The organism is Arsenophonus endosymbiont of Bemisia tabaci Q2 (genome assembly GCF_902713415.1).
In the GTDB taxonomy this organism is placed as follows: domain Bacteria; phylum Pseudomonadota; class Gammaproteobacteria; order Enterobacterales; family Enterobacteriaceae; genus Arsenophonus.
Map to the genome: position 1 here is coordinate 19,900 of NZ_CACTIE010000009.1, position 21,317 is coordinate 41,216.

A 21,317-nucleotide genomic window follows, 5' to 3' on the forward strand; every position below is an offset into this window, starting at 1 on the left:
AATTGCCAATTAATATCCCAGAAACATATATCCATTTCTATTCACTAAGATATTAATATAGAAATGGGTAAAGATTTAAATTTATATTTAGAATAATAATATATAAACTTATATTTCATTATTAGTATATTAAATTGACTTAATTAGTTTTCTAATCATTACCCACTTATTTACTATATAAAAAAGGCTATTAGTTAAATATCATTATAACAATAGCCTTCATATAAATTCTATTCTATATGTTTTTATATTAATATTTTTTAATTTTCAAAAATAGACAATAAAAATAAAAATTATTATAAAACAAGTTATTGTAAATATGCTTAAAAGTATTTATTCAGCTATACTTAGCTACTAAGTCTATATTGATTTTTAATAAATTGCCTGAAAGTTGAAAAAACTAATAAAACAACATTATATCTTAAATAAATAATACCAAATAAAATAAGCTAACAAGTCAAAAAATAATTTAAAAATAAAAATTATAGCAAGGTAATAAATTAATATATTGACCATTATCAATAATAAAAAAGCAATTTTTATGCATTACTAATGCATAACTTGTAAATGAAAAATATCTGTTCAGATTACAATATTATAATAACAAATAGCTTATAACAATATCAGTGATTAGTTATAATTAAATAGCTACTATAAAGTTAACTGAACGATATTTTCAAGCCATCAACAGTTGAGACTAAAGTAACGCAATCAATTATATTGTAAATTTTAATTAATAAACCAACTATATAAAATTTAAATAATAGTCAGGTTCACGTTATATTAATATCAGTAATGAATAGTTTTTAAACTTAAAAAGAGGCTTATATGCGCTTACTTCATACCATGTTACGGGTTGGCGATCTGCAACGCTCAATTCATTTTTATACTGAAATATTAGGTATGCGTCTATTACGTACAAGTGAAAATCCTATCTACAAATACTCCCTCACCTTCGTCGGCTTTGATGATGAAAGTAAAGATGCCGTAATCGAATTAACCTATAATTGGGGTCTTGAGCATTACCAGATGGGTACAGCCTTTGGTTACATTGCATTACGTGTTGATAACGTTCCAGATACCTGTAGTAGCATAAGGCGAGCAGGCGGCAAGGTGACGCGCGAAGCAGGCACCATAAAAGGTGGCTCAACAATTATTGGATTTGTGAAAGATCCTGATGGCTATCAAATTGAATTGATTGAAAATAAAAATACCAGTAATGCTTTAGGTAACTGACGCTTTTCGTCATTGATCGAGCATCTATCCATAGATTTTCTATACTTAAGCCAATTTTATGCATTTTAGCCAAAATTTGGCATAATATCTTTATTCTCAAGTATAAAGTCTTAAGCAAATGTCTAATAAAAAAAATGGTGTTAACACGCTGGAAAAGCGTTTTCGAGGTTATTATCCTGTCGTTATCGATGTAGAAACTGGTGGGTTTAATGCACAACAAAATGCGCTATTAGAAGTTGCGGCTATCACGCTAAAAATGGATCAATGGGGTTGGTTAGAGATTGATGAAAAACTCCATTTCCATGTTGAACCTTTTGCAGGAGCAAATGTAGAAGCAACTGCACTGGCTTTCACTGGCATCGACCCAACTAATCCTTTACGTAACGCTGTCGATGAGTATACCGCTTTACATGCAATTTTTAAGATGGTTAGAAAAGGCATTAAAAATAATGATTGCAATCGGGCAATTATTGTTGCCCACAATGCCAATTTTGATCATAGTTTTATTATGGCTGCCGCTCAACGAGCAAATCTAAAACCTAATCCGTTCCACCCTTTTGCGATTTTCGATACCGCAACCCTCAGCGGGCTGGTTTTTGGTCAAACAATTTTAGCTAAAGCTTGTTATACCGCAGGGATCCCTTTTGATGGTAAACAGGCACATGGCGCTCTTTACGACACCGATAGAACGGCATTACTGTTTTGTGAAATCGTCAATAAATGGAAAAAATTAGGTGGCTGGCCATTAATAACCGATTAATAATCGAAGGCAGTGGTAAGGCATAATTTTACTGCCTTATAATTAACTATTTATTTTATAAGGATTATTTAGCTATTCAGTGCCTGGCTGTTCTGAAGTGCGATATTTATCAGCAGTGGCGGTGATCAATTGTTGTAATTTACCCTGCTGATACATTTCAATAATGATATCGCAACCACCAATTAACTCACCATCAACCCATAACTGAGGAAATGTTGGCCAGTTTGCATACTTAGGTAACTCACTACGAATATCAGGGTTTTGCAAAATATCTACATAAGCAAAACGTTCACCACAAGCAGAAAGAGCTTGAACCGCCTCGGCAGAGAAACCACAGCTTGGAAATTTAGGTGAACCTTTCATGTATAAAAGAATTGGATTTTCTTTTACCTGGCGTTTAATTTTTTCTATTGTCGTCATTGTTACTTCCTTAAAAACTAAATCTATTATTTTGCACTACGCGAACATAACATTGATATAGAATACCATTTTCTATCAATACTTGATAACCCTTTGCTGCTATCTTTATTATATTCCAATCGTATTTAATAAAAATTGATTAACATAATTATTAAGTTATCTATATAAAAAATGATAATTCCAATATGTTTATATTTTTTATTTATCAACTGGTTGCACGATACGAATCGCGATACGAATAAAAAAGGAGTCTGCAATGTCTTTCCAATTACCACCATTACCTTATGCTAAAAATGCTTTAGAGCCCCATATTTCTCAACAAACGTTAGAATACCATTATGGCAAACACCATAGCACTTATGTCAACAATCTAAATAATTTAATTAAAGGGACTAACTTTGAGGGTAAATCATTAGAAGAAATTATAACAACCGCCCAAGGCAGCATATTTAATAATGCCGCCCAAGTCTGGAACCATACCTTTTATTGGCACTGCTTAGCGCCTAACGCTGGTGGCGAACCAACAGGTAAAATAGCTGAGGTCATTAATCAACATTTTGCCGATTTTGAAAAATTTAAGCAGCAGCTTACCGATGCGGCGATCAAAAATTTTGGTTCCGGCTGGACATGGTTAGTCAAACAGGCAAATGGAAAGCTTTCCATCGTCAATACTTCTAATGCCGCAACACCAGTCAGCGGTGATGATAAACCATTACTGACTGTTGATATATGGGAGCATGCTTACTACATTGATTATCGTAATTCACGAGCAGAATACTTGACAAACTTTTGGTCGCTGGTTAACTGGCAATTTGTCGAACAAAATTTGTTGCCATAATTTATTGGATATGATTTGAAAAAGTGTTAAAAATTAAGCAGCCATAACAGACTCCTGGCTATGGCTATTATTAAATATTGTCACGACCAGCAATTACATAATTAATATTAAATAACATCGTAAATTACATTATTTATAATACTGGGTTAGTAAATAAACGAATTTTATCATTGATCTAGCCGCTACATCACTGTGAGTTTTTCTCTTAATTATTTGTCTATTGATCAGTTAATTGATGGATCATCATCATCTTCAATTGGCGCTCTAACTAAAGAAATGCTTTCATTTGGCATTTCAGCTTCATCATTGACAGTAAGCGCTGAATTTTCCCTTAAAGTTGCCCGATATTCGGCTGCTCTTATGGCAAGAAGATTGGCTTCTTCAAAGTCTTCTTGCTCTCTTTGTGCTAGCAACCTATCAAACTCATCAACATTGAGAGTAGAATTTATACTATTTTCTTCGCTATTTAACGATAAAAATTCACTTCCTGCTGCTGGCTGAGAGGCTCGCGCACGTTCTAATTGTTCGATATAGGGTCTGAGATCGCAGAATGTTTCTTCAAAGCACTCCACTTCTTCAGCTAAATCAAAATTGGGATTACTAAGTGGTGAAAGCCGAATATTACCATCCAAGTTGAATCACATATTCAACCGCTGATAAAGAGATATTCCAGGAGCAATGTCTATAGTCATATTCAAGGTCATATAGCTAAGCGACTTAATTTTGATGACATTATTTATATGAGCTATTCAATTGATTTTAGACGTAAAGTGATATTTACGATCGAAGAAGAAGGGTTGAGTATCCGAGAAACAGCGAAGCAATTTCGGATTGGCTCTGCATCTGTATCGCATTGGATTAATCAAATAGAGCCAAAAGGATCGACTACGCGTCAGCGAAAAATCGATAAATCCGAGTTGATATAGCTAAGCGTCTTAATTTTGATTACAAAATATATGTATTTCTCCAATATAAATTTACTGATATAGAGTAATTACTTGTAATCATTTTAAAGTCGCCCAGCTATAAAAGATGTTGAACAAAATATCCAGATGCTTACCAAAAAAAGCGTGCAGAGCCTTTTGGCGTTTGTCAAAAGGCCATTTGGCAAGCTCTTAAAAAAATGGGATTGACCTATAAAACTCTACGTCATCCGAAGCCGACGAAACACTCGACAAACGTTCAACAAAACAACAGTATGAAAAGAAGGCAAGCATATTGTTTTTATTAATGGTAGTTTTCACACGATACCCCATGGATTGACGGCTATTCCTTAGGTCAACGGTGGTTGGTATCAGAACTGGGGAGCTAAAGAAGAACAAATGTTATCGGCACTTTATTAGCAACGCTGTTTCATCACTATTTGATATCAATGTGAACACGATGTTTTTATGCATGGGTTCCAAGTCCTTATCCCAGTACTTAAAAACAGTGTAATCACTTGATGGATAATGCAACTTTTCACAAGAAACAAAGATTCAACAAGTCATCACGATGGGGCCTGCTGGAATATTTGCCTACCTATTCGCCAGATCTTAATCAATTGAACATAAATGCACTGCTAAATGAAAAAGAGCGCTCGGATGCGACACAGGTATTTTTTTCGCACTCAATATGGGGTGTAATCAAAATTAAGTCGCTTAGCTATAACGCGCAGCCTAAGCAACCCCTATGGAACTATTATTCTCGTGAATTATTCAATTTTCTTATGCTATATTTTTTGGGGTTAACTTAATTTTGTGATTAATATTAGATTAATTTTTATAGTGTAATATTAGGAAATGAATGTTAAATGAAGTATGCAAAAAGAATATTGTGGTTGATCATTTTTTTATTAATATTGAGTGGCTGTATTCTTTATACATTTTACCGTCAGATACAAAATTACGCTGATACAGCGATTAATATTCATGAAACAACTATTTTTACTTTGCCAGTAGGTGCAGGGCGAGCCGGATTAGAATCATTGTTAGCAGAGCAGAAAATAATAAATTCGGCGAATAATTTTCAATGGTTACTAAGATTAGAACCACAATTGGCGCAATTTAAAGCGGGAACCTATCGATTAAATCCTGGCATGTCTTTGCGGGCAATATTAGCAATGTTTTATTCTGGTAAAGAAGCGCAATTTAGCTTGCTGTTTATTGAAGGCTCTCGTTTTGAAGACTGGAAAAAAGAATTACATCAAGCGCTTTATTTAAAACAGACTATTGAAAATCAGTCTGCTGATAAACTAGCGCAGCAATTAGGATTACCGCCAGGCCTCTCACTAGAGGGATGGTTTTATCCAGATACTTACTATTATACTGCAGAAATGAATGATATTGACATATTGAAGCGTGCGCATCAGAGAATGTTAACGGTTGTTGAATATGAATGGCAGGGACGAGCGTCAAATTTGCCGTATAAAACGCCATATCAAATGTTAATTATGGCTTCAATTATTGAAAAAGAAACCGGCATTGATATAGAGAGAACTAAAGTGGCATCGGTATTTATTAATCGATTAAAGAAAAAAATGCGGTTGCAAACGGATCCTACTATTATATATGGTTTAGGCGATAAATATCGTGGGGTTCTTTATCGTAGTGACTTAGATAAGCCGAGTCCTTATAACACTTATTTAATTGTTGGGTTGCCTCCTTCGCCAATTGCTATGCCAGGTAGAGCTTCAATTAAAGCAGCGGCTCATCCTCATGAAACCCATTATTTTTATTTTGTAGCCACAGGTAATGGTGGGCATACTTTTACTACCAATATTAATGATCATAATCAAGCCGTTAAACATTATCGTCAGACAAAAGATAAAAATGAATGAAAAGTCGTTATATAGTTATTGAAGGTCTCGAAGGTGCAGGGAAAACTACGGCGATAAAAACAGTTGTAGAAACTCTCGCTAAGGTAGGAATAACTGAGATTGATTTTACCCGTGAGCCGGGAGGAACGCCGTTAGCAGAAAAATTGCGACAATTAATTAAACATGGTATTGCCGAGGAAAAAGTCGCTGATAAAGCGGAGTTACTAATGCTTTATGCCGCGCGTATTCAATTAATTGAAAATGTTATCAAGCCTGCTCTTGCAAAGGGAAGGTCGGTGATTGGTGATCGCCATGATCTCTCATCACAAGCATATCAAGGTGGAGGACGTGGGCTTTCTGCCGAACTGATGCAAGTATTGCGCAATACGATATTGGATGATTTTCGACCTGATCTAACACTATATCTTGATATAGAACCCGCTCTTGGCTTGCAGCGAGCGCGGGATCGTGGTGAACTAGATCGGATAGAAAAAGAGTCATTGGACTTTTTTGAACGAACCCGTCAGCGCTATCTTGAATTAGCTGCGAAAGATGACACAATTATCACAATCGATGTTAACAAATCACTAGAAGAGGTGCAAAAAACCATTCGCCACACATTGTCGAATTGGTTGGTAGCGCAAGGCAAGTAGAATGAATTGGTATCCATGGTTAAATCATGCCTATAGACAGATAATTGCTTTCCATCAGAACAAGCAAGGACATCATGCATTGTTATTACATGCTAATGCTGGAATGGGAAGTGATTCACTCATTTATGCTATTAGCCGCTGGCTGATGTGCCAACAACCAGTGGGTATGAAAACCTGTCATAGCTGTCATAGCTGTCATAGCTGTCAACTGATGTTAGCAGGGACACATCCTGACTGGCATAAAATTACCGCTGACAAAGGTAAAAATACGATAGGTATTGAAAGTATTCGTTGTTTAACTGACTTTTTAGTTAGCCATGCACAGCAAGGTCGTGCCAAAGTTATTTGGTTTCCTGCAGTGGAAGCACTAACAGAAGCGGCTAGCAACGCATTATTGAAAACTTTAGAAGAGCCGACAGACAATACCTATTTTTTTTTAGAGTGTCGAGATCCAGCTTTATTGCTAGCCACGTTACGTAGTCGATGTTTTTATTATTACCTTTCAGTACCTGAGTGTAAAACCGCGATTTCATGGTTACAAAAACAAAAAATATCGTTAGCGCAAGTTGATATTGAAACGGCAATAAAACTGAATGCAGGTGCGCCTCTTGCCGCTTTGACACTGTTACAACCGGATAATTGGCTGAAAAGAAAGCAATTTTGCCAATCATTAATGCAGCATTTATCAACAAAGACACTTTTAAACTGGTTACCTGAATTGGATCAGCCAGACGCTGTCTGCCGGATCAGCTGGCTGATAAGCCTATTATTGGATGCAGTAAAATATCAACAGCAAGCAGGTAATTATTGTCTCAATCAAGATCAGTCATCATTAATTACTAAATTGGCTGGCATCAACTCTCTAGACATCTTATTGAAGAGCGCTACTGAATGGCAAAATTGTCGCCATCAATTAATGTCAGTGATGGGATTGAATCAGGAACTACGATTGACATCTCAGTTAATCAACTGGCAAAACACACTTCATCACCATAATTAAAAGAGTTTATTATGTTTTTAGTGGATTCACACTGTCATCTCGATTGTTTAGATTATAAGAATAAACATAAAGATATCGATGATGTTATCGTAAAAGCAGCGGCTAATGAGGTAAAATATATTTTGACTGTTGCAACAACCCTGCCAGGCTTTATTAACATGAAAAAACAGATTGGCCAGCGTGACAATGTGGCCTTTTCTTGTGGCATACATCCGCTTGATCTCAATCAAGGTAATGACTTTGATGAGTTGGCACGTTTAGCGTCAGGCGATGAAGTTGTTGCGTTAGGTGAAACCGGTTTGGATTATCACTACCAAAGTCAAAATGCTAAATTGCAACAAACATCTTTTCGTCAACATGTTCGTATAGGTTGTCAATTAAAAAAACCTCTTATTGTCCATACACGAGCAGCCCAGCAAAACACATTAGCGATATTGAAAGAAGAACAGGTGGCTAATTGCGGCGGGGTTTTACATTGTTTCACGGAAGATGAGCAGATGGCTAAAGAATTATTAGATTTAGGGCTTTATATCTCATTTTCCGGTATAGTGACATTTCGTAATGCCGAACAGATCCGCCAGGCTGCCCGTATGGTGCCTTTAGATCGTATTTTAATTGAAACTGATGCTCCTTACCTGGCGCCTGTTCCCCATCGCGGCCAAGAAAATCAACCCGCATATGTAAGAGATGTAGCACAGTTTTTAGCCAAATTGAAAGGTATAGATATTGAAGAAATTGCGCGAGCTACTACACAAAATTTTTGTGATCTTTTTCATTTAACCATTAAACGTGATTAAGATACTTGCATCTTCATAAAAATTTAAAGGATGAAATTATGGCAGCAGAAACAATTTTTAGTAAAATTATTCGCCGCGAAATCCCCGCTGATATTGTTTATCAAGATGATTTAGTGACGGCGTTTAGGGATATTGAACCACAGGCTCCGGTCCATATTTTAATTATTCCTAATATTTTGATCGCCACTATCAATGATGTAAAACCTGAGCATGAACAAACGTTAGGCCACATGATTACGGTTGCGGCAAAGATTGCTAAGCAGGAAAACATTGCTGATGATGGTTACCGTTTAATTATGAATTGTAACCAACATTCCGGCCAGGAAGTTTTTCATATTCATATGCATTTAGTGGGAGGTCATCCTTTAGGGCCGTTATTAACCAAAAAGATAGATAGATAAATTTTGTACCGTTATTTTGTTGATTTGTTATTAGAAAGACAAAAGTAATTTTTTGGCTAATATTTAATTATAAAGCAATTTAAATTGGTATTTTGGCGCAGCCTTTGTTATTCAGTTTACCTTGCAATTAAAGGTAAACAGGAGAAGAGTAAATGAGACGTATTTTTCAACTTATGGTTGTGACATTCATATTAGTTGGTTGTTCATCGATAACGAGTAAAAAACCAGCACCTGTTATTACAATCGAACCGACTGAGCCTACCGAACAACCAACAACACCAACGTCTCCAGATACTGTACCGCAGCTACCAAAGGTAAAAACAGTAGATTGGTCAACAGCCGTGATTCCTTTAGCCCATCAATTGGTACAAGCTCAAGGGGTTGAGTCAGGCATGGTGTTATTAATTGATTCAATAAAAAATAATACCAATATGTCAATTCAATCAATGCAAGCAACCGATGCGATTATTGAGGCGGTTAATAACCAAAATGTGTTCAAATTAGTTCCACAAGATGTGGTGGCAAATGCACGTAAAGCACTCGGCTTATCTCAGGAAGACAGTTTAGTTACGCCGAGTAAGGCTATCGGCTTAGCGCGTTATGTGCAAGCTGACTATGTGCTTTATTCGCTCATTTCGGGCAATCAACAGCAAAGTGAAATTGAAATGCTGCTAATGGCAGCAAAAACGGGTGAGATCCTCTGGTCGGGATCAAATCGCATTGAATAAAAAGAAAACACTTATTAACTTGTTATTACAAAAATATCCAGCACTAACTAGTGATAAGTGGCGAATTAAGGCAGTATCAGGAGTGAGCGCTGGAAGCTTTTACGCTGAAGCAACTGCCAATATTAAATTCATTGCCCGTTTTGCCGGCAAAGATCAGCGCTTATTAGGTATTAAGCGGCAAAAAGAGCGTAAAATATTACACCAGCTTACTCAATTTATTGCTGCTCCGAAGGTACTGGGAGCTAATAATGACTGGTTACTATTAGAATGGATGGAAGGTAAGGCAGTTACTGATACCACCTATTCTTTACTGGGATTATATCAACCATTAAGTCGGATACTCGCATCATTACATTCATTTCCATTATCTGGTTATTCACTGCATCTGAAACAACATTTAGCTAGTTACTGGTATCAAATTGATCGGCGCAGGCCATCAGCTAATTGGTTAAATTTACATCATTTTTCAACATGCCTGCCAACCTAAAACCAGTAAAAAAGTACTTACCCATAATATTTCTATTTGCAATAGAAAAAGCCTGTCATGGGCTGACAGGCAAAGACTACACACAGCAATATTTTGTGGGTTTGATCATTTATTATTTCATAATAATGCTAGGAATATTGAAACTAATAATTTATAAAGAGGTTAACCTATAAGCATTATATTAAGATAACTCTAAGGTTTTATCACTAAGAATTATCTCAATAAAAATTTCACTTTATAGTATAATTATATAAGATTATTATTTAATTATACTAATGTTAAAATTAATGAAATTTAATTGTACGGTATTAATCGGTGTTTTGGAAAATTTTTAGCGCAACAAATTTCAAATAATTTAAGTATAATGATTAACAATATTAATTAAGTCAATCATTTTAATTTAAGGATCTTTCTTATATAAATTAGATTTGCTTAAATTATTTGATAACTTAGCTGGTTTCGCAACCTCATTCATCCAGGCGGTTAGTAAATTATGTGAGACAGCTAAAAAAACTGGACCAATAAGACCAATAAAAAGACCAATTACGCCAAATGATAAAATTCCACCAATAACGCCAATCAAAATAAGTATCATTGATAAATTCGCCCCCATTCTTATTAAAATAAGACGTAGTACGCCATCCATTGTTGCGACAATTATGCTCCATACAATCATAATAATGGCCCAGCTGGTATTGCCTGACCAGAATAACCATACTATGGAGGGTACCATAATCAATAATGATCCAAGTTGGGCAACACAACATAAAAAGATAAGAATTGTTAATATCGCAGCATAAGGAATATCTGCTAAATCTAAACCAATACCACTGGTAATCGCTTGTATTAATGCGGTAACTACTACACCTAATGCAACAGCGCGAATTGATTGGCCTGGAAGTAGGATCGCGGTATCGCCTCGCATACTTGCCAGGCGAATGGCAAAATGCCGAATACTTAATATAACACTTTCTCCCTGCAAATAGAGTAAAGCACTAAATAGTAACATTACGACAAGATGAAACACGAAACGCCTGGCATTAATGGCTTGCGATAAGAACCAGCTGGTTGCTTCTCCAACATACGGTTGCAGTTTAGCAATTAATGTATTACCGCCATTAGCGACCAATATATGCCAACCATAAAAGAGTTTATTACCTACAAAAAGTAGGTTTTTTAACCACAATAGCTCTGGTAATCTAATTTCAGTTGGTGATTTTGCCCATTCAATCAGTGGGCCAGTGTTTTGAATAAGGCTACCAATTAGTATTGCAAAAGGAATAACAAATAATAATATTACTAATAGAGTCATCGCTATACTTGCTAGCCATTTTTATGCCATAGTTTACTTTCAATTTTTTTAAATAATGGCCAGGTTGCAATAACCACCATGCCTGCCCAGAGAAAACCAAGTATGAATGGTTTCAATACCCAAAAACATGCAGCTATCATCAATAAAATAGCAGTTATGCTAAAAATGAATTTAGGTAAATCATTAGGGAATTGCGCTTTTTCCATATATAGGGGATTGCGCTTTTTCCATATATTAGCCTGATTATAAAGAATGATGGGTGCATATTATCAATTGTCTATTACATGATTAATCATGTTTTTTGTATCTAATAATAAAAGTAGGGTGATGATGGAAATTGTATTGTTTACAAAATGTTAATTGCCAAATTTTGTCTGGTATGTATTCTCAATCAAAGATAGTACATAAATTGCAAAGTGAACACTAATTAAAAAGAGTTACTAGTATAATGATCCCACGTATAGGACGCGCTGATCAAATCAGTCAGCAGATAACAATCTATTTAACAACCTATTTAACAACCTATTTAACAACCTATTTAACAACATTAAAAGACCGAGGTTTTAGCGGAGATTTAGGCACCAGTTATGCTGAACGTTTATCAATGGCAACAGATAATAGTATTTATCAACTTAAATCTCAAGCTGTTGTCTATCCACGTTCGACTAGCGAGGTTCAATTGTTGGCGAAACTTGCCATTGATAAACAATTTCAGTCATTAACCTTTACACCCAGAGGTGGTGGGACAGGGACCAATGGCCAGGCTCTGACTGAAGGCATTGTGGTTGATATGTCGCGCTATATGCAAAAATTTTTGCAAATTAATGTGGCAGAAAAATGGGTTAGAGTCGAAGCTGGTGTGATAAAAGATCAACTTAACCAATTTTTGGCACCTTATGGTTATTTGTTCACCTGAATTATCAACCAGTAACCGAGCCACCTTGGGTGGCATGATCAATACTGATGCCTCAGGTCAAGGCTCATTAGTTTGTTGTAAAACATTGGATCATGTACTGAGTGTTAAAGCTATTTAACTTGGTGGAGAGGTATTAGAAACCTATCCGATGATAGTTGAGTTGGCGGAGCGTTTTTCACAGCAGCAATCAACTATTGGTCGCATATATAGCTAAGCGACTTAATTTTGATTACACCATATTGAGTGCGAACAAAATATCTGTGTCGCATCCGAGCGCTCTTTTTTTGCATTTAGCTCGTGCACATTTATGTTCAATTGGATTAAGATCTGGCGAATAGGTAGGCAAATATTCCACCATATGCCCCGCATCGATGATGACTTGTTGAATACTCTGTTTCTTGTGAAAAGTTGCATTATCCATCATGATTACACTGTTTTTAGGAAGTACTGGGATAAGGACTTGGGTGACGCATGCATAGAAAACATCGCTGTTAATATTGATATCAAATAATCCCATAGCAAACAGCGTTTTGCCCAATAAAGCGCCGATAACATTTTTTCTTCCTTTAGCTCCCCAGTTCTTGAGACCAACACACCGTTGACCTTTCGGGGAATAGCCCTGAGTCCGCGGGGTATCGTGTGAAAAACCACTTTCATCAATAAAAACAATATGCTTCCCTTCTGTTTCATACTGTTGTTTTTTTGTTGAAACGTTTGTCGAGTGTTTTCGTCGGCTTTCGGATGACGTAGAGTTTTTTATAGGTCAATCCGATTTTTTAAAGATCTTGCCAAATGGCCTTCTGACAAACGCCAAAACGCTCTGCACGCTCTTTTTGGTAAGCATCTGGATATTGTTCAACATCTTTATCAACTCCGATTTATCGATTTTTCGCTGACGCGTAGTCGATGCTTTTGGCTCTATTTGATTAATCTAACGCGATACAGATGCAGAGCCAATCCGAAATTGCTTCGCTGTTTCTCGGATAGTCAACCCTTTTTCTTCCATCGTAAATATCACTTTACGTCTAAAATCAATTGAATAGCTCATATAAATAATGTCATCAAAATTAAGTCGCTTAGCTATATTTGCCTACCTATTCGCCAGATCTTAATCCAATTGAACATAAATGGGCACAAGCTAAATGCAAAAAAAAGAGCGCTCAGATGCGACACAGATATTTTGTTCACACTCAATATGGTGTAATCAAAATTAAGTCGCTTAGCTATACTTGTAATCATTTTAAAGTCGCCCAGCTATACCGTGCAGCGGTTTGGATTACTACATGGTGGTGCTTCGCGGTGGTATTAGCCGAATCGTTAGGCTCGATAACTGGTTATCTCTGTACTCAAGATAACCAAAAAGTAGTTGGCACCGAAATTAATGTTAGCCATATTAGGCCGGTATCTTCAGGGAAAGTACGTGGCGTATGTAGTGCAATTCATCTAGGTCGCCGGCAACAAGTCTGGTCGATAAAAATCTTTAATGAACAATTAAGACTGAGTTCTATTTGTCGTTTGACAACAGTAATCATTAAATGATTACTGTTGTAAAACGACAAAAACTGGATGATTTAGCGATACTTTGTTCGTCACGTTAAATATTGCTGAATTTGCGAGGTTATTTTATTTTTTTAATTTTTATCAACATGTTAATATGATTATAAATTAAGAATTGTAAAAAAAAGTAAAATAAACGCTACTTTTTGCTGAAAAACACTCTAATTAAAATATCCGTTTAAAATAAATGGTTGAAGTGAGAAATGTTATCATTACCATATATAATATTAAACAAAAAAAGTCTAGCTACATTGATAGTGTAATCTAGTCAAAATATTAGTTTCGTGAGGTCAATAATGGCAGAGCATGTTGATACTTTTTCTTTGAATGAAACAACTTGGCAGGGCCTTACCATAACCGATAAAGCAGCTGCTCAAATTCTTAAATTAATGAAAAAAAATCCTGCTAGTCAGGGATTATCTCTTAATATCAAGCAATCAGGTTGTGCAGGATTTGGTTATGTCATTGCATTGATAGATAATCCAACTAAAAAATATTTGCTGTTTGAAAATAATGGCGCCAAACTTTTTGTGCCTCTAAAAGCAATGCCATTTATTGATGGTACTGAGGTTGATTATGTTCGTGAGGGACTTAATCAAGTATTCAAATTTAATAATCCTAAGGCTCAACACGCTTGTGGTTGTGGTGAAAGCTTTGGTATTTAAGTGAATAAAATTATGTCACAGCGTAATATAGAAATTGGTGATGATGTTCAACAATGGCTAGCGGAGCATCGTTATAAAGAGGGGTTTTTCACTCAGGTTGCAACGGATGAATTAGCTAAAGGTCTCAGTGAAGAGGTCATCAAAGCGATTTCAGTCAAACGTAATGAACCTGATTGGATGTTGCAGTTTCGTTTAGAGGCTTATCAACATTGGTTGGGTATGGAAGAACCTCACTGGCTTCAAGGCTATTATCCTGATTTAAACTACGAGGAATATAGTTATTATGCAGCGCCATCCTGCAATAGTTGTGATGATACTTGTCAAACTGAAACTGATTCATCGGCACCGGGTGGGGATGAGCATAGCAATAATTATCTGACCGCCGAAGTTGAAGAAGCATTCAATAAACTTGGTGTACCAGTCCGTGAAGGTAAATCGGTTGCGGTAGATGCTATTTTTGACTCTGTTTCTGTTTCAACAACTTATCGTAGCGAATTAGCGAAACTGGGTATTATTTTTTGCTCTTTTGGTGAAGCTATCCAACAGTATCCTGAGTTAGTAAAAAAATATATTGGTACGGTCGTTTCTAATCGCGACAATTTTTTTGCGGCATTAAATTCTGCTGTCGCTTCTGATGGGACATTTGTTTATGTGCCAAAACGAGTTCGTTGCCCGATGGAATTATCAACCTATTTCCGTATTAATTCAGCTAATACCGGTCAGTTTGAGCGCACTATCTTGATTGCTGATGAAGGTAGTTACGTTAGTTATATTGAAGGATGCTCTGCTCCGGTGCGAGATAGCTATCAATTACATGCTGCGGTAGTTGAAGTTATTATTCATAAAGATGCTGAAGTAAAATATTCTACCGTACAAAACTGGTTTTCAGGTGGTGAAAGTGAAACCGGTGGCATTTTAAACTTTGTCACCAAACGCGCCTTATGCGAAGGTGAGAATGCCAAAATGTCCTGGACACAGTCTGAAACAGGTTCGGCTATTACTTGGAAATATCCCAGTGTTATTTTGCAAGGGGATAATTCGGTGGGAGAATTCTTTTCAGTGGCATTAACCAATGGTAATCAACAGGCTGATACCGGTACAAAAATGATCCATATTGGTAAGAATACCCATTCCACCATCATCTCTAAGGGGATCTCAGCTGGTCGTAGTCAAAATAGTTACCGCGGTTTAGTAAAGATCTTACCGACGGCAGAAAATGCCAGAAATTATACCCAATGTGATTCTATGTTAATTGGCACTCAATGTGGCGCGCATACTTTTCCTTATATTGAAGTAAAAAATAGTAGCGCACAGCTAGAGCATGAAGCTACAACATCTCGTATTGGTGAAGATCAACTCTTTTATTGTTTGCAACGAGGTATTAGTGAGGATGACGCCATTTCGATGATCGTAAATGGTTTCTGTAAAGATGTCTTTTCTGAATTACCATTAGAGTTTTCCGTTGAAGCACAAAAATTGTTAGCAATTAGTTTGGAACATAGTGTCGGTTGATGGTTCCTATTAAAAGAATACTCAGTTATTCAAAGGCCAATGAAATGTTAAGTGTTAAAAATTTAAATGTCAGTATTGAAGGTAATCAAATTCTTAACGGATTAAATATAGAAGTAAAAGTGGGTGAAGTACATGCAATCATGGGGCCTAATGGATCCGGCAAGAGTACATTATCAGCGACAGTGGCAGGACGTGAAGAATATCAAGTAAAACAGGGTGAAATTCTATTCAAAAATAAAAATTTGCTTGAGTTATCGCCGGAAGAACGTGCCGGAGAAGGTATATTTTTAGCCTTTCAATATCCAGTGGAAGTTCCTGGCGTAAGTAATCAATTTTTCTTACAAACCTCGGTTAATGCAGTAAGAGAGTATCGTAAGCAGCCACCACTAGATAGATTTGATTTTCAGGATTTTATTGAAGATAAAATTGAACTACTTGATATGCCGAAAGATTTACTTACTCGATCAGTAAATGTCGGTTTCTCTGGTGGAGAAAAAAAGCGTAATGATATTTTACAGATGGCAGCGTTAAATCCTGAGTTATGTATTTTAGATGAAACCGACTCGGGTCTTGATATTGATGCCTTAAAAGTTGTGGCTAATGGCGTGAACTCACTTCGTAGCACTGAAAGAGCTTTTATCATCGTTACTCACTATCAGCGTATTTTGGATTATGTACAGCCTGATTTTGTTCATGTTCTCCATCAAGGCAAAATTATTCAATCAGGTGATTTTACCTTGGCCAAAAAACTGGAGGTACAAGGCTATGGCTGGCTTATTGACTAACAGTGAAAGAGCAGAAAAACAGCAGAAAGTCAAAAAGTTAAATCAACAGGCGCTAAAAAGCTTTGCGACACTTTTTTATGCCAGTAAAAGAGCAAATGAAAAACAAGCTCAGGCTTATTGGCAGCAAGTAGAGAAAATTGGTTTTCCGCCATTTCGCCATGAAGAGTGGCATTATACGCCGTTGGCAAAAGTACTTAACGCTCAATACCAATTAAATAGTAATAAAGTTAACATAATTACTGCTGAGCAATTAAAACAGCTGGCTGTCTCCCTTGACGGCTGGCGAATTGTTTTGTTTGATGGATGTCTTATCCCTGACTTAAGTAGTGATAACTTTGCCCCTTATCAAATTCAAATGATGGATGCGCAAGCACAGCTTCCAGCGCCTATCGTGACCGATGAGATATTCCTGTATTTAACTGAGAGTCTGGCCGCTCAACCCTTAATGATTAAATTGGCCGCTAATCAACAGGTAGAAAAACCGCTCTATATATTGAATATTACCTCTGGTTCAAATCACCATAATTATGTTAATACTAGTCACTATCACTATCATTTAGAGATTGGTGCCAATTGCAAATCACAAGTTATTGAACATTTTGTTTCTGTTGATGATAAGCCGCATCTGACAGGCAGTCGATTGAGCGCTAATATAGGTGATAATAGTCATTTTAGTCATATTAAACTTAGCGTTGAAAATAACCAAAGTCACCATTTTGCCCATAATGACATCTTGTCAGGTCGAGATAGTCAAATAAACAGTAGTGGTATTTTTATCGGCTCAGCATTACTTCGCCATCATACCAGCGTGAAATTAAATGGAGCGGGTAGCAGATTAACACTCAATAGCTTATTGTTTCCAAAAAATAGAGAAATTGTCGATACCAGAACTTATCTTGAACATAATCAGCCATTTTGTGAAAGTCGCCAGTTGCATAAAACGATCGTGCAGGATGAAAGTAAAGCTGTTTTTAATGGTATGATTAAAGTTGCGCCACAGGCACTTAAAACCGATGGCCAAATGAAAAATAATAATTTGTTATTAGGTAAACAAGCCGAAATTGACACCAAACCGCAGTTAGAAATTTATGCTGATGATGTTAAGTGTAGTCATGGCGCTACAGTAGGTCGGATTGATGATGAACAACTGTTTTATTTACGTTCACGGGGTATTCATCTCAATGATGCAAAACATATGATTATGGTGGCCTTTGCAGCTGAAGTCATCGAAGCTATTGATAGTGAAGCTGTAAGTAACAAAGTAATGGATATTATTCAGCAGTGCTTAGCAGGGATTTAATATGACATTTTCAGTGGGATTGATTCGCAAAGATTTTCCTATGCTGGCAGAAAAAATCAACGATCAACCGTTGGTTTATTTGGATAGTGCTGCCAGTGCGCAAAAACCGCTCCAAGTGATAGAAAAGGAAAGGCAATTTCTTTGTCATTACTATGCGGCGGTACACCGAGGGATCCATCGCTTGAGTAGTGAAGCCACGGCGATGGTAGAAAATGTTCGTCAGCAAGTCGCTGATTTTATTTATGCAGCTGATTCTGAAGAAATTGTTTTTGTTAAAGGAACAACGGAAGGCATAAATTTAGTTGCTAATAGTTATGGACATGGTTTTATTAAACCAGGCGATAATATTATCATTAGCCAAATGGAACATCACGCTAATATAGTTCCTTGGCATCTGCTTGCAGGCCAGATTGGTTTTGATATTCGTATATTACCTATTGATAATAATGGGAAATTAATTTTTGAACAATTAGATAGGCTAATTGATAGCCGGACTCGGTTACTCTCTTTTACCCACATGTCGAATGTTTTGGGAACCGTTAATCCAGCAAAACAGATTATTGCCTATGCGCGCCAATGTGCAGAGCAAAAAGCAGCACAATTGCATATTTTGCTTGATGGTGCGCAAAGTATTATGCATCAAATGATTGATGTCCAAGATTTAGATTGTGATTTTTATGTTTTTTCCGGTCACAAACTGTATGGACCTACTGGTATAGGTGTTTTATATGGCAAAAAGGAATTATTAAATGCTTTACCACCTTGGCAAGGTGGAGGAGCCATGATTGATAAAGTCAGTATGACCTTATCTGAGCCAGCAATAATAAATATCACTTACGAAAAGGCGCCATGGCGATTTGAAGCAGGCACACCCAATATTGTTGGCATTATTGGTTTAGGTGAGGCTTTAGGTTATGTTAATAATATTGGTTATCAACAAATATCGGCTCATGAAACCGCATTAATGCAGTATGCCAATCAGCGTTTAAGTACGGTAAACTCTTTGCGTCTTTACGGCTCAGATGAGCGCCAGGGAGTTATTGCCTTCAATTTAGGCGAGCATCATGCTTATGATATCGGTAGTTTTTTAGATAATTATGCAATTGCAATACGGACAGGCCACCATTGTGCGTTGCCATTGATGGATTTTTATGAAGTACCAGCTATGTGTCGAGCTTCGCTAGCGGTTTATACTTCTAAAGAAGAGATTGATATTTTGGTTGAAAAACTACAGCATATTGAAAAATTACTAACTTAATCTGTTTTAAAGTATATAAGGGTAGAATGATGTCAGCCTTGCCTGATGAGAATAAATTGTTGCGTAATTTTTCACGTTGTCAAAACTGGGAAGAGCGATATCTTTATTTAATTGAATTAGGGGAAAAATTATTACCTCTTAGCGATAGACAAAAACAAGTGAAAAATCAGGTCTCAGGTTGTCAAAGCCAGGTTTGGATTTTTATGGAGTCAGATAGTGACGGTAGGATCCAATTTGCTGGTGACAGCGATGCTGCTTTAGTTAAGGGATTGATTGCGTTAGTAATAATTATTTTTCAAAATAAAACCGGACAACAAATTTTGACCACAGATAGCAAAGCATTTTTTCAAAAGTTGTCATTGGAGCAGCATTTGACGCCATCAAGAAGCCAGGGATTGCATGCTATGATCAGAACAATCCGTCAGCGAGTCGAAAAAATTATCCAATCAAGCACTTAAACATTTAGTTAACTACTGATATTATTAAAGCGACGCTTATTCATCCGATAAACTTTGTACGTTCCTTAGGAGGAAAAAGTATGAAGAGAATTCTATTTTTTATCGGCTTGTTGTTTTTAAGCGAGCTGACTTTCAATGTCAGTGCTGCTGGATACTCCTTGCCATCCACTACAGCACGCTTAATTGGTGAAAATAGTCATTATGTGGTGCCTAATGATGGGCGTCCACTGGAAGCTATTGCAAGTGAATTTCAGATAGGTTTGCTGGGTATCTTGGAAGCTAATCCAGGAACCGATCCATATTTACCTAAAGCGGGTAAAACATTGATTATTCCATCGCAAATGTTATTACCTCCGACTAAGCGTGATGGTATCATCGTTAATTTAGCCGAATTGCGACTGTATTATTTTCCTAAAGGAAGCAATAAAGTCATGGTTTACCCTATTGGTATCGGCCAATTTGGCGCCAATACGCCTAAAATGGTGACGACTGTTAGTCAATTAATTAAAAATCCAACCTGGACACCAACGCCGAATATCCGTAAACGTTATGCTGCCCATGGCGTTATTTTGCCGGCGGTATTTCCAGCCGGGCCTGATAATCCTATGGGGCTTTATGCCTTGCGATTATCTTATGGTAAGGGACAATATTTGATCCATGGTACTAATGACAATTTTGGTATTGGATTACGTGTCAGTTCCGGTTGTATTCGTTTAAGACCTGAGGATATACAAGCATTATTCTACTCTATACCGGTAGGAACTCGTGTACAGGTAATTAATGAACCGATCAAGTACTCTAAAGAGCCAGATGGAAGCTATTACATCGAAGTTCACCAACCATTATCTAAACGTGAATCTGATGATCCGCAAACGATGCCATTAGTGTATAGCAATGAGTTTAAGGCATTTTTGCAACAACCTGGTATTGATCAGAGATTAGTTGATCAAGTTGTAGCACGTCGCTCAGGAATGCCGGTTAGGGTAAATAAGAGTTAAATTAATATTAGATGGTGATGTATTATGAGTAGATTTACTCTATTTTATAAAAAATAGTGAATTAATTAATAATCAGATAATGGTATTATTAAAAATTAGTTCTATGTAATAAATAATAAGGCACCCATCCGGTGCCTTATTATTATATCGAGTGATCCGTTAAATGGAATTGGATTACTTTTTATATCTACTAACTTGATTATCCAAACGTTGATTAGCACGAGCAGCTTCATCTTTAGCAGTCTGAACATCAGTACGTAATGACTGAACGTCATTGGATAGTTGATCGACTTTACCGTTTAACGTTTGTACATCTGAGGACAGTTTGTTAATTTGGCTACTGTTTGAACAGCCTGCTAGCAAAGCAGAAGCCAGAACCATAGAGCCCAGTACAACTTTAGTACGCTTCATTATATTACCCTCTAGATTTAGTTAATCT

26 protein-coding genes and 3 pseudogenes are annotated in these 21,317 nt (G+C 36.5%); 22 read left to right on the plus strand and 7 right to left on the minus strand.

Annotated elements, in window-relative coordinates; all coding sequences use genetic code 11:
* The first annotated feature begins 828 nt into the window (after positions 1–828).
* The gene (gene gloA, locus ARSQ2_RS00810) at positions 829–1,236 is read left to right on the plus strand and encodes a lactoylglutathione lyase (protein WP_181994029.1); all 408 of its coding nucleotides are present in this window, start codon (positions 829–831) and stop codon (positions 1,234–1,236) included.
* A gap of 118 nt (positions 1,237–1,354) precedes the next feature.
* Positions 1,355–1,996 carry a ribonuclease T gene (gene rnt, locus ARSQ2_RS00815; RefSeq protein WP_181994030.1) on the plus strand — a complete coding sequence of 214 codons (642 nt, stop codon included), beginning with the start codon at positions 1,355–1,357 and terminating at the stop codon, positions 1,994–1,996.
* Positions 1,997–2,068: 72 nt separating this feature from the next.
* Here the strand turns inward: rnt and ARSQ2_RS00820 are convergent, their stop codons facing one another.
* Positions 2,069–2,416 (minus strand): Grx4 family monothiol glutaredoxin, encoded by a 348-nt coding sequence (locus ARSQ2_RS00820; protein WP_181994031.1) that lies wholly within the window; start codon positions 2,414–2,416, stop codon positions 2,069–2,071.
* Positions 2,417–2,672: 256 nt separating this feature from the next.
* Between ARSQ2_RS00820 and sodB the strand changes: the two genes are divergently transcribed.
* Positions 2,673–3,254, plus strand: a complete 582-nt coding sequence (gene sodB, locus ARSQ2_RS00825; protein WP_181994032.1) for a superoxide dismutase [Fe] — start codon at positions 2,673–2,675, stop codon at positions 3,252–3,254.
* 224 nt (positions 3,255–3,478) lie between these two features.
* Here the strand turns inward: sodB and ARSQ2_RS00830 are convergent, their stop codons facing one another.
* A complete protein-coding gene (locus ARSQ2_RS00830; RefSeq protein WP_181994033.1) occupies positions 3,479–3,886 on the minus strand; it encodes a hypothetical protein in 408 nt (135 codons plus the stop codon).
* A gap of 108 nt (positions 3,887–3,994) precedes the next feature.
* Here ARSQ2_RS00830 and ARSQ2_RS00835 point away from each other — a divergent pair, with 108 nt between their 5' ends.
* The 10 genes from ARSQ2_RS00835 to ARSQ2_RS00880 all read left to right on the plus strand — a co-directional run bounded on the left by ARSQ2_RS00835 (position 3,995) and on the right by ARSQ2_RS00880 (position 10,117).
* Positions 3,995–4,180, plus strand: a complete 186-nt coding sequence (locus ARSQ2_RS00835) for an IS630 transposase-related protein (protein ID WP_181994034.1) — start codon at positions 3,995–3,997, stop codon at positions 4,178–4,180.
* 358 nt (positions 4,181–4,538) lie between these two features.
* A complete protein-coding gene (locus ARSQ2_RS00840) occupies positions 4,539–4,691 on the plus strand; it encodes a hypothetical protein (protein ID WP_181994035.1) in 153 nt (50 codons plus the stop codon).
* 4 nt (positions 4,692–4,695) lie between these two features.
* Positions 4,696–4,989, plus strand: coding sequence for a hypothetical protein (locus ARSQ2_RS00845; protein ID WP_181994036.1), 294 nt, complete (start codon positions 4,696–4,698; stop codon positions 4,987–4,989).
* Between the two features lie 57 nt (positions 4,990–5,046).
* Positions 5,047–6,072 (plus strand): endolytic transglycosylase MltG, encoded by a 1,026-nt coding sequence (gene mltG, locus ARSQ2_RS00850; RefSeq protein ID WP_181994037.1) that lies wholly within the window; start codon positions 5,047–5,049, stop codon positions 6,070–6,072.
* Positions 6,069–6,704 carry a dTMP kinase gene (gene tmk, locus ARSQ2_RS00855; RefSeq protein ID WP_181994038.1) on the plus strand — a complete coding sequence of 212 codons (636 nt, stop codon included), beginning with the start codon at positions 6,069–6,071 and terminating at the stop codon, positions 6,702–6,704. The genes mltG and tmk overlap by 4 nt, the downstream gene beginning before the upstream one ends.
* Before the next feature lies 1 nt (position 6,705).
* On the plus strand, positions 6,706–7,704 hold the full coding sequence (locus tag ARSQ2_RS00860) for a DNA polymerase III subunit delta' C-terminal domain-containing protein (protein ID WP_181994039.1): 999 nt from the start codon (positions 6,706–6,708) through the stop codon (positions 7,702–7,704).
* Between the two features lie 11 nt (positions 7,705–7,715).
* A complete protein-coding gene (locus ARSQ2_RS00865) occupies positions 7,716–8,501 on the plus strand; it encodes a metal-dependent hydrolase (protein WP_181994040.1) in 786 nt (261 codons plus the stop codon).
* Between the two features lie 38 nt (positions 8,502–8,539).
* A complete protein-coding gene (gene hinT / locus ARSQ2_RS00870; protein WP_032114612.1) occupies positions 8,540–8,902 on the plus strand; it encodes a purine nucleoside phosphoramidase in 363 nt (120 codons plus the stop codon).
* A 152-nt stretch (positions 8,903–9,054) separates the two neighbouring features.
* A complete protein-coding gene (gene lpoB / locus ARSQ2_RS00875) occupies positions 9,055–9,630 on the plus strand; it encodes a penicillin-binding protein activator LpoB (RefSeq protein WP_181994041.1) in 576 nt (191 codons plus the stop codon).
* Complete coding sequence (locus ARSQ2_RS00880) at positions 9,623–10,117, plus strand: protein kinase family protein (RefSeq protein ID WP_181994042.1); 495 nt, start codon at positions 9,623–9,625, stop codon at positions 10,115–10,117. The genes lpoB and ARSQ2_RS00880 overlap by 8 nt, the downstream gene beginning before the upstream one ends.
* A gap of 400 nt (positions 10,118–10,517) precedes the next feature.
* On the opposite strand, the pseudogene ydiK reads toward ARSQ2_RS00880, so the two are convergent.
* Positions 10,518–11,635 (minus strand): annotated as a pseudogene (gene ydiK, locus ARSQ2_RS00885) (AI-2E family transporter YdiK).
* Between the two features lie 242 nt (positions 11,636–11,877).
* Between ydiK and ARSQ2_RS00890 the strand changes: the two are divergent.
* Positions 11,878–12,553: pseudogene (locus tag ARSQ2_RS00890) on the plus strand (FAD-binding oxidoreductase); the annotation flags it as partial.
* Positions 12,554–12,574: 21 nt separating this feature from the next.
* Here the strand turns inward: ARSQ2_RS00890 and ARSQ2_RS11800 are convergent.
* Genes ARSQ2_RS11800 through ARSQ2_RS12140 form a run of 3 tightly spaced genes read right to left on the minus strand, consistent with a single transcriptional unit; the run spans position 12,575 to position 13,393 of the window.
* Positions 12,575–13,105, minus strand: a complete 531-nt coding sequence (locus ARSQ2_RS11800; RefSeq protein WP_202880354.1) for an IS630 family transposase — start codon at positions 13,103–13,105, stop codon at positions 12,575–12,577.
* 16 nt (positions 13,106–13,121) lie between these two features.
* Complete coding sequence (locus ARSQ2_RS14425) at positions 13,122–13,223, minus strand: IS630 transposase-related protein (protein WP_202880355.1); 102 nt, start codon at positions 13,221–13,223, stop codon at positions 13,122–13,124.
* A 53-nt stretch (positions 13,224–13,276) separates the two neighbouring features.
* On the minus strand, positions 13,277–13,393 hold the full coding sequence (locus ARSQ2_RS12140; RefSeq protein WP_238334230.1) for an IS630 transposase-related protein: 117 nt from the start codon (positions 13,391–13,393) through the stop codon (positions 13,277–13,279).
* 210 nt (positions 13,394–13,603) lie between these two features.
* On the opposite strand from ARSQ2_RS12140, the pseudogene ARSQ2_RS00900 reads away from it, so the two are divergent.
* The 8 genes and pseudogenes from ARSQ2_RS00900 to ARSQ2_RS00935 form a co-directional block, all read left to right on the plus strand.
* Positions 13,604–13,884: pseudogene (locus ARSQ2_RS00900) on the plus strand (hotdog fold thioesterase); the annotation flags it as partial.
* A 311-nt stretch (positions 13,885–14,195) separates the two neighbouring features.
* Positions 14,196–14,567: a Fe-S cluster assembly scaffold SufA gene (gene sufA, locus ARSQ2_RS00905; protein WP_181994065.1), complete on the plus strand. Its 372-nt coding sequence runs from the start codon at positions 14,196–14,198 to the stop codon at positions 14,565–14,567.
* 12 nt (positions 14,568–14,579) lie between these two features.
* Entirely contained in the window at positions 14,580–16,079 is a 1,500-nt protein-coding gene (gene sufB / locus ARSQ2_RS00910; protein ID WP_181994043.1) for a Fe-S cluster assembly protein SufB, read from the plus strand.
* Between the two features lie 44 nt (positions 16,080–16,123).
* A complete protein-coding gene (gene sufC / locus ARSQ2_RS00915; RefSeq protein ID WP_181994066.1) occupies positions 16,124–16,864 on the plus strand; it encodes a Fe-S cluster assembly ATPase SufC in 741 nt (246 codons plus the stop codon).
* Entirely contained in the window at positions 16,845–18,164 is a 1,320-nt protein-coding gene (gene sufD, locus ARSQ2_RS00920) for a Fe-S cluster assembly protein SufD (protein WP_181994044.1), read from the plus strand. The genes sufC and sufD overlap by 20 nt, the downstream gene beginning before the upstream one ends.
* Position 18,165: 1 nt before the next feature.
* Positions 18,166–19,422, plus strand: a complete 1,257-nt coding sequence (sufS, locus tag ARSQ2_RS00925) for a cysteine desulfurase SufS (protein ID WP_181994045.1) — start codon at positions 18,166–18,168, stop codon at positions 19,420–19,422.
* Between the two features lie 29 nt (positions 19,423–19,451).
* The gene (gene sufE / locus ARSQ2_RS00930; RefSeq protein WP_181994046.1) at positions 19,452–19,880 is read left to right on the plus strand and encodes a cysteine desulfuration protein SufE; all 429 of its coding nucleotides are present in this window, start codon (positions 19,452–19,454) and stop codon (positions 19,878–19,880) included.
* Between the two features lie 80 nt (positions 19,881–19,960).
* Positions 19,961–20,878, plus strand: a complete 918-nt coding sequence (locus tag ARSQ2_RS00935; RefSeq protein ID WP_181994047.1) for a L,D-transpeptidase family protein — start codon at positions 19,961–19,963, stop codon at positions 20,876–20,878.
* Positions 20,879–21,052: 174 nt separating this feature from the next.
* Here the strand turns inward: ARSQ2_RS00935 and ARSQ2_RS00940 are convergent, their stop codons facing one another.
* Positions 21,053–21,289 carry a major outer membrane lipoprotein gene (locus ARSQ2_RS00940; RefSeq protein WP_181994048.1) on the minus strand — a complete coding sequence of 79 codons (237 nt, stop codon included), beginning with the start codon at positions 21,287–21,289 and terminating at the stop codon, positions 21,053–21,055.
* Positions 21,290–21,317 lie beyond the last annotated feature (28 nt).

What these genes read in the sequence shown, in the direction of transcription:
- gloA (WP_181994029.1), top strand. Translation starts at nt 829, where the DNA reads ATGCGCTTACTTCATACCATGTTACGGGTTGGCGATCTGCAACGCTCA.
- rnt (WP_181994030.1), top strand. Translation starts at nt 1,355, where the DNA reads ATGTCTAATAAAAAAAATGGTGTTAACACGCTGGAAAAGCGTTTTCGA.
- ARSQ2_RS00820 (WP_181994031.1), bottom strand. Translation starts at nt 2,416, where the DNA reads ATGACGACAATAGAAAAAATTAAACGCCAGGTAAAAGAAAATCCAATT.
- sodB (WP_181994032.1), top strand. Translation starts at nt 2,673, where the DNA reads ATGTCTTTCCAATTACCACCATTACCTTATGCTAAAAATGCTTTAGAG.
- ARSQ2_RS00835 (WP_181994034.1), top strand. Translation starts at nt 3,995, where the DNA reads ATGAGCTATTCAATTGATTTTAGACGTAAAGTGATATTTACGATCGAA.
- mltG (WP_181994037.1), top strand. Translation starts at nt 5,047, where the DNA reads ATGAAGTATGCAAAAAGAATATTGTGGTTGATCATTTTTTTATTAATA.
- tmk (WP_181994038.1), top strand. Translation starts at nt 6,069, where the DNA reads ATGAAAAGTCGTTATATAGTTATTGAAGGTCTCGAAGGTGCAGGGAAA.
- ARSQ2_RS00860 (WP_181994039.1), top strand. Translation starts at nt 6,706, where the DNA reads ATGAATTGGTATCCATGGTTAAATCATGCCTATAGACAGATAATTGCT.
- ARSQ2_RS00865 (WP_181994040.1), top strand. Translation starts at nt 7,716, where the DNA reads ATGTTTTTAGTGGATTCACACTGTCATCTCGATTGTTTAGATTATAAG.
- hinT (WP_032114612.1), top strand. Translation starts at nt 8,540, where the DNA reads ATGGCAGCAGAAACAATTTTTAGTAAAATTATTCGCCGCGAAATCCCC.
- lpoB (WP_181994041.1), top strand. Translation starts at nt 9,055, where the DNA reads ATGAGACGTATTTTTCAACTTATGGTTGTGACATTCATATTAGTTGGT.
- ARSQ2_RS12140 (WP_238334230.1), bottom strand. Translation starts at nt 13,393, where the DNA reads ATGAGCTATTCAATTGATTTTAGACGTAAAGTGATATTTACGATGGAA.
- sufB (WP_181994043.1), top strand. Translation starts at nt 14,580, where the DNA reads ATGTCACAGCGTAATATAGAAATTGGTGATGATGTTCAACAATGGCTA.
- sufC (WP_181994066.1), top strand. Translation starts at nt 16,124, where the DNA reads ATGTTAAGTGTTAAAAATTTAAATGTCAGTATTGAAGGTAATCAAATT.
- sufD (WP_181994044.1), top strand. Translation starts at nt 16,845, where the DNA reads ATGGCTGGCTTATTGACTAACAGTGAAAGAGCAGAAAAACAGCAGAAA.
- sufS (WP_181994045.1), top strand. Translation starts at nt 18,166, where the DNA reads ATGACATTTTCAGTGGGATTGATTCGCAAAGATTTTCCTATGCTGGCA.
- sufE (WP_181994046.1), top strand. Translation starts at nt 19,452, where the DNA reads ATGTCAGCCTTGCCTGATGAGAATAAATTGTTGCGTAATTTTTCACGT.
- ARSQ2_RS00935 (WP_181994047.1), top strand. Translation starts at nt 19,961, where the DNA reads ATGAAGAGAATTCTATTTTTTATCGGCTTGTTGTTTTTAAGCGAGCTG.
- ARSQ2_RS00940 (WP_181994048.1), bottom strand. Translation starts at nt 21,289, where the DNA reads ATGAAGCGTACTAAAGTTGTACTGGGCTCTATGGTTCTGGCTTCTGCT.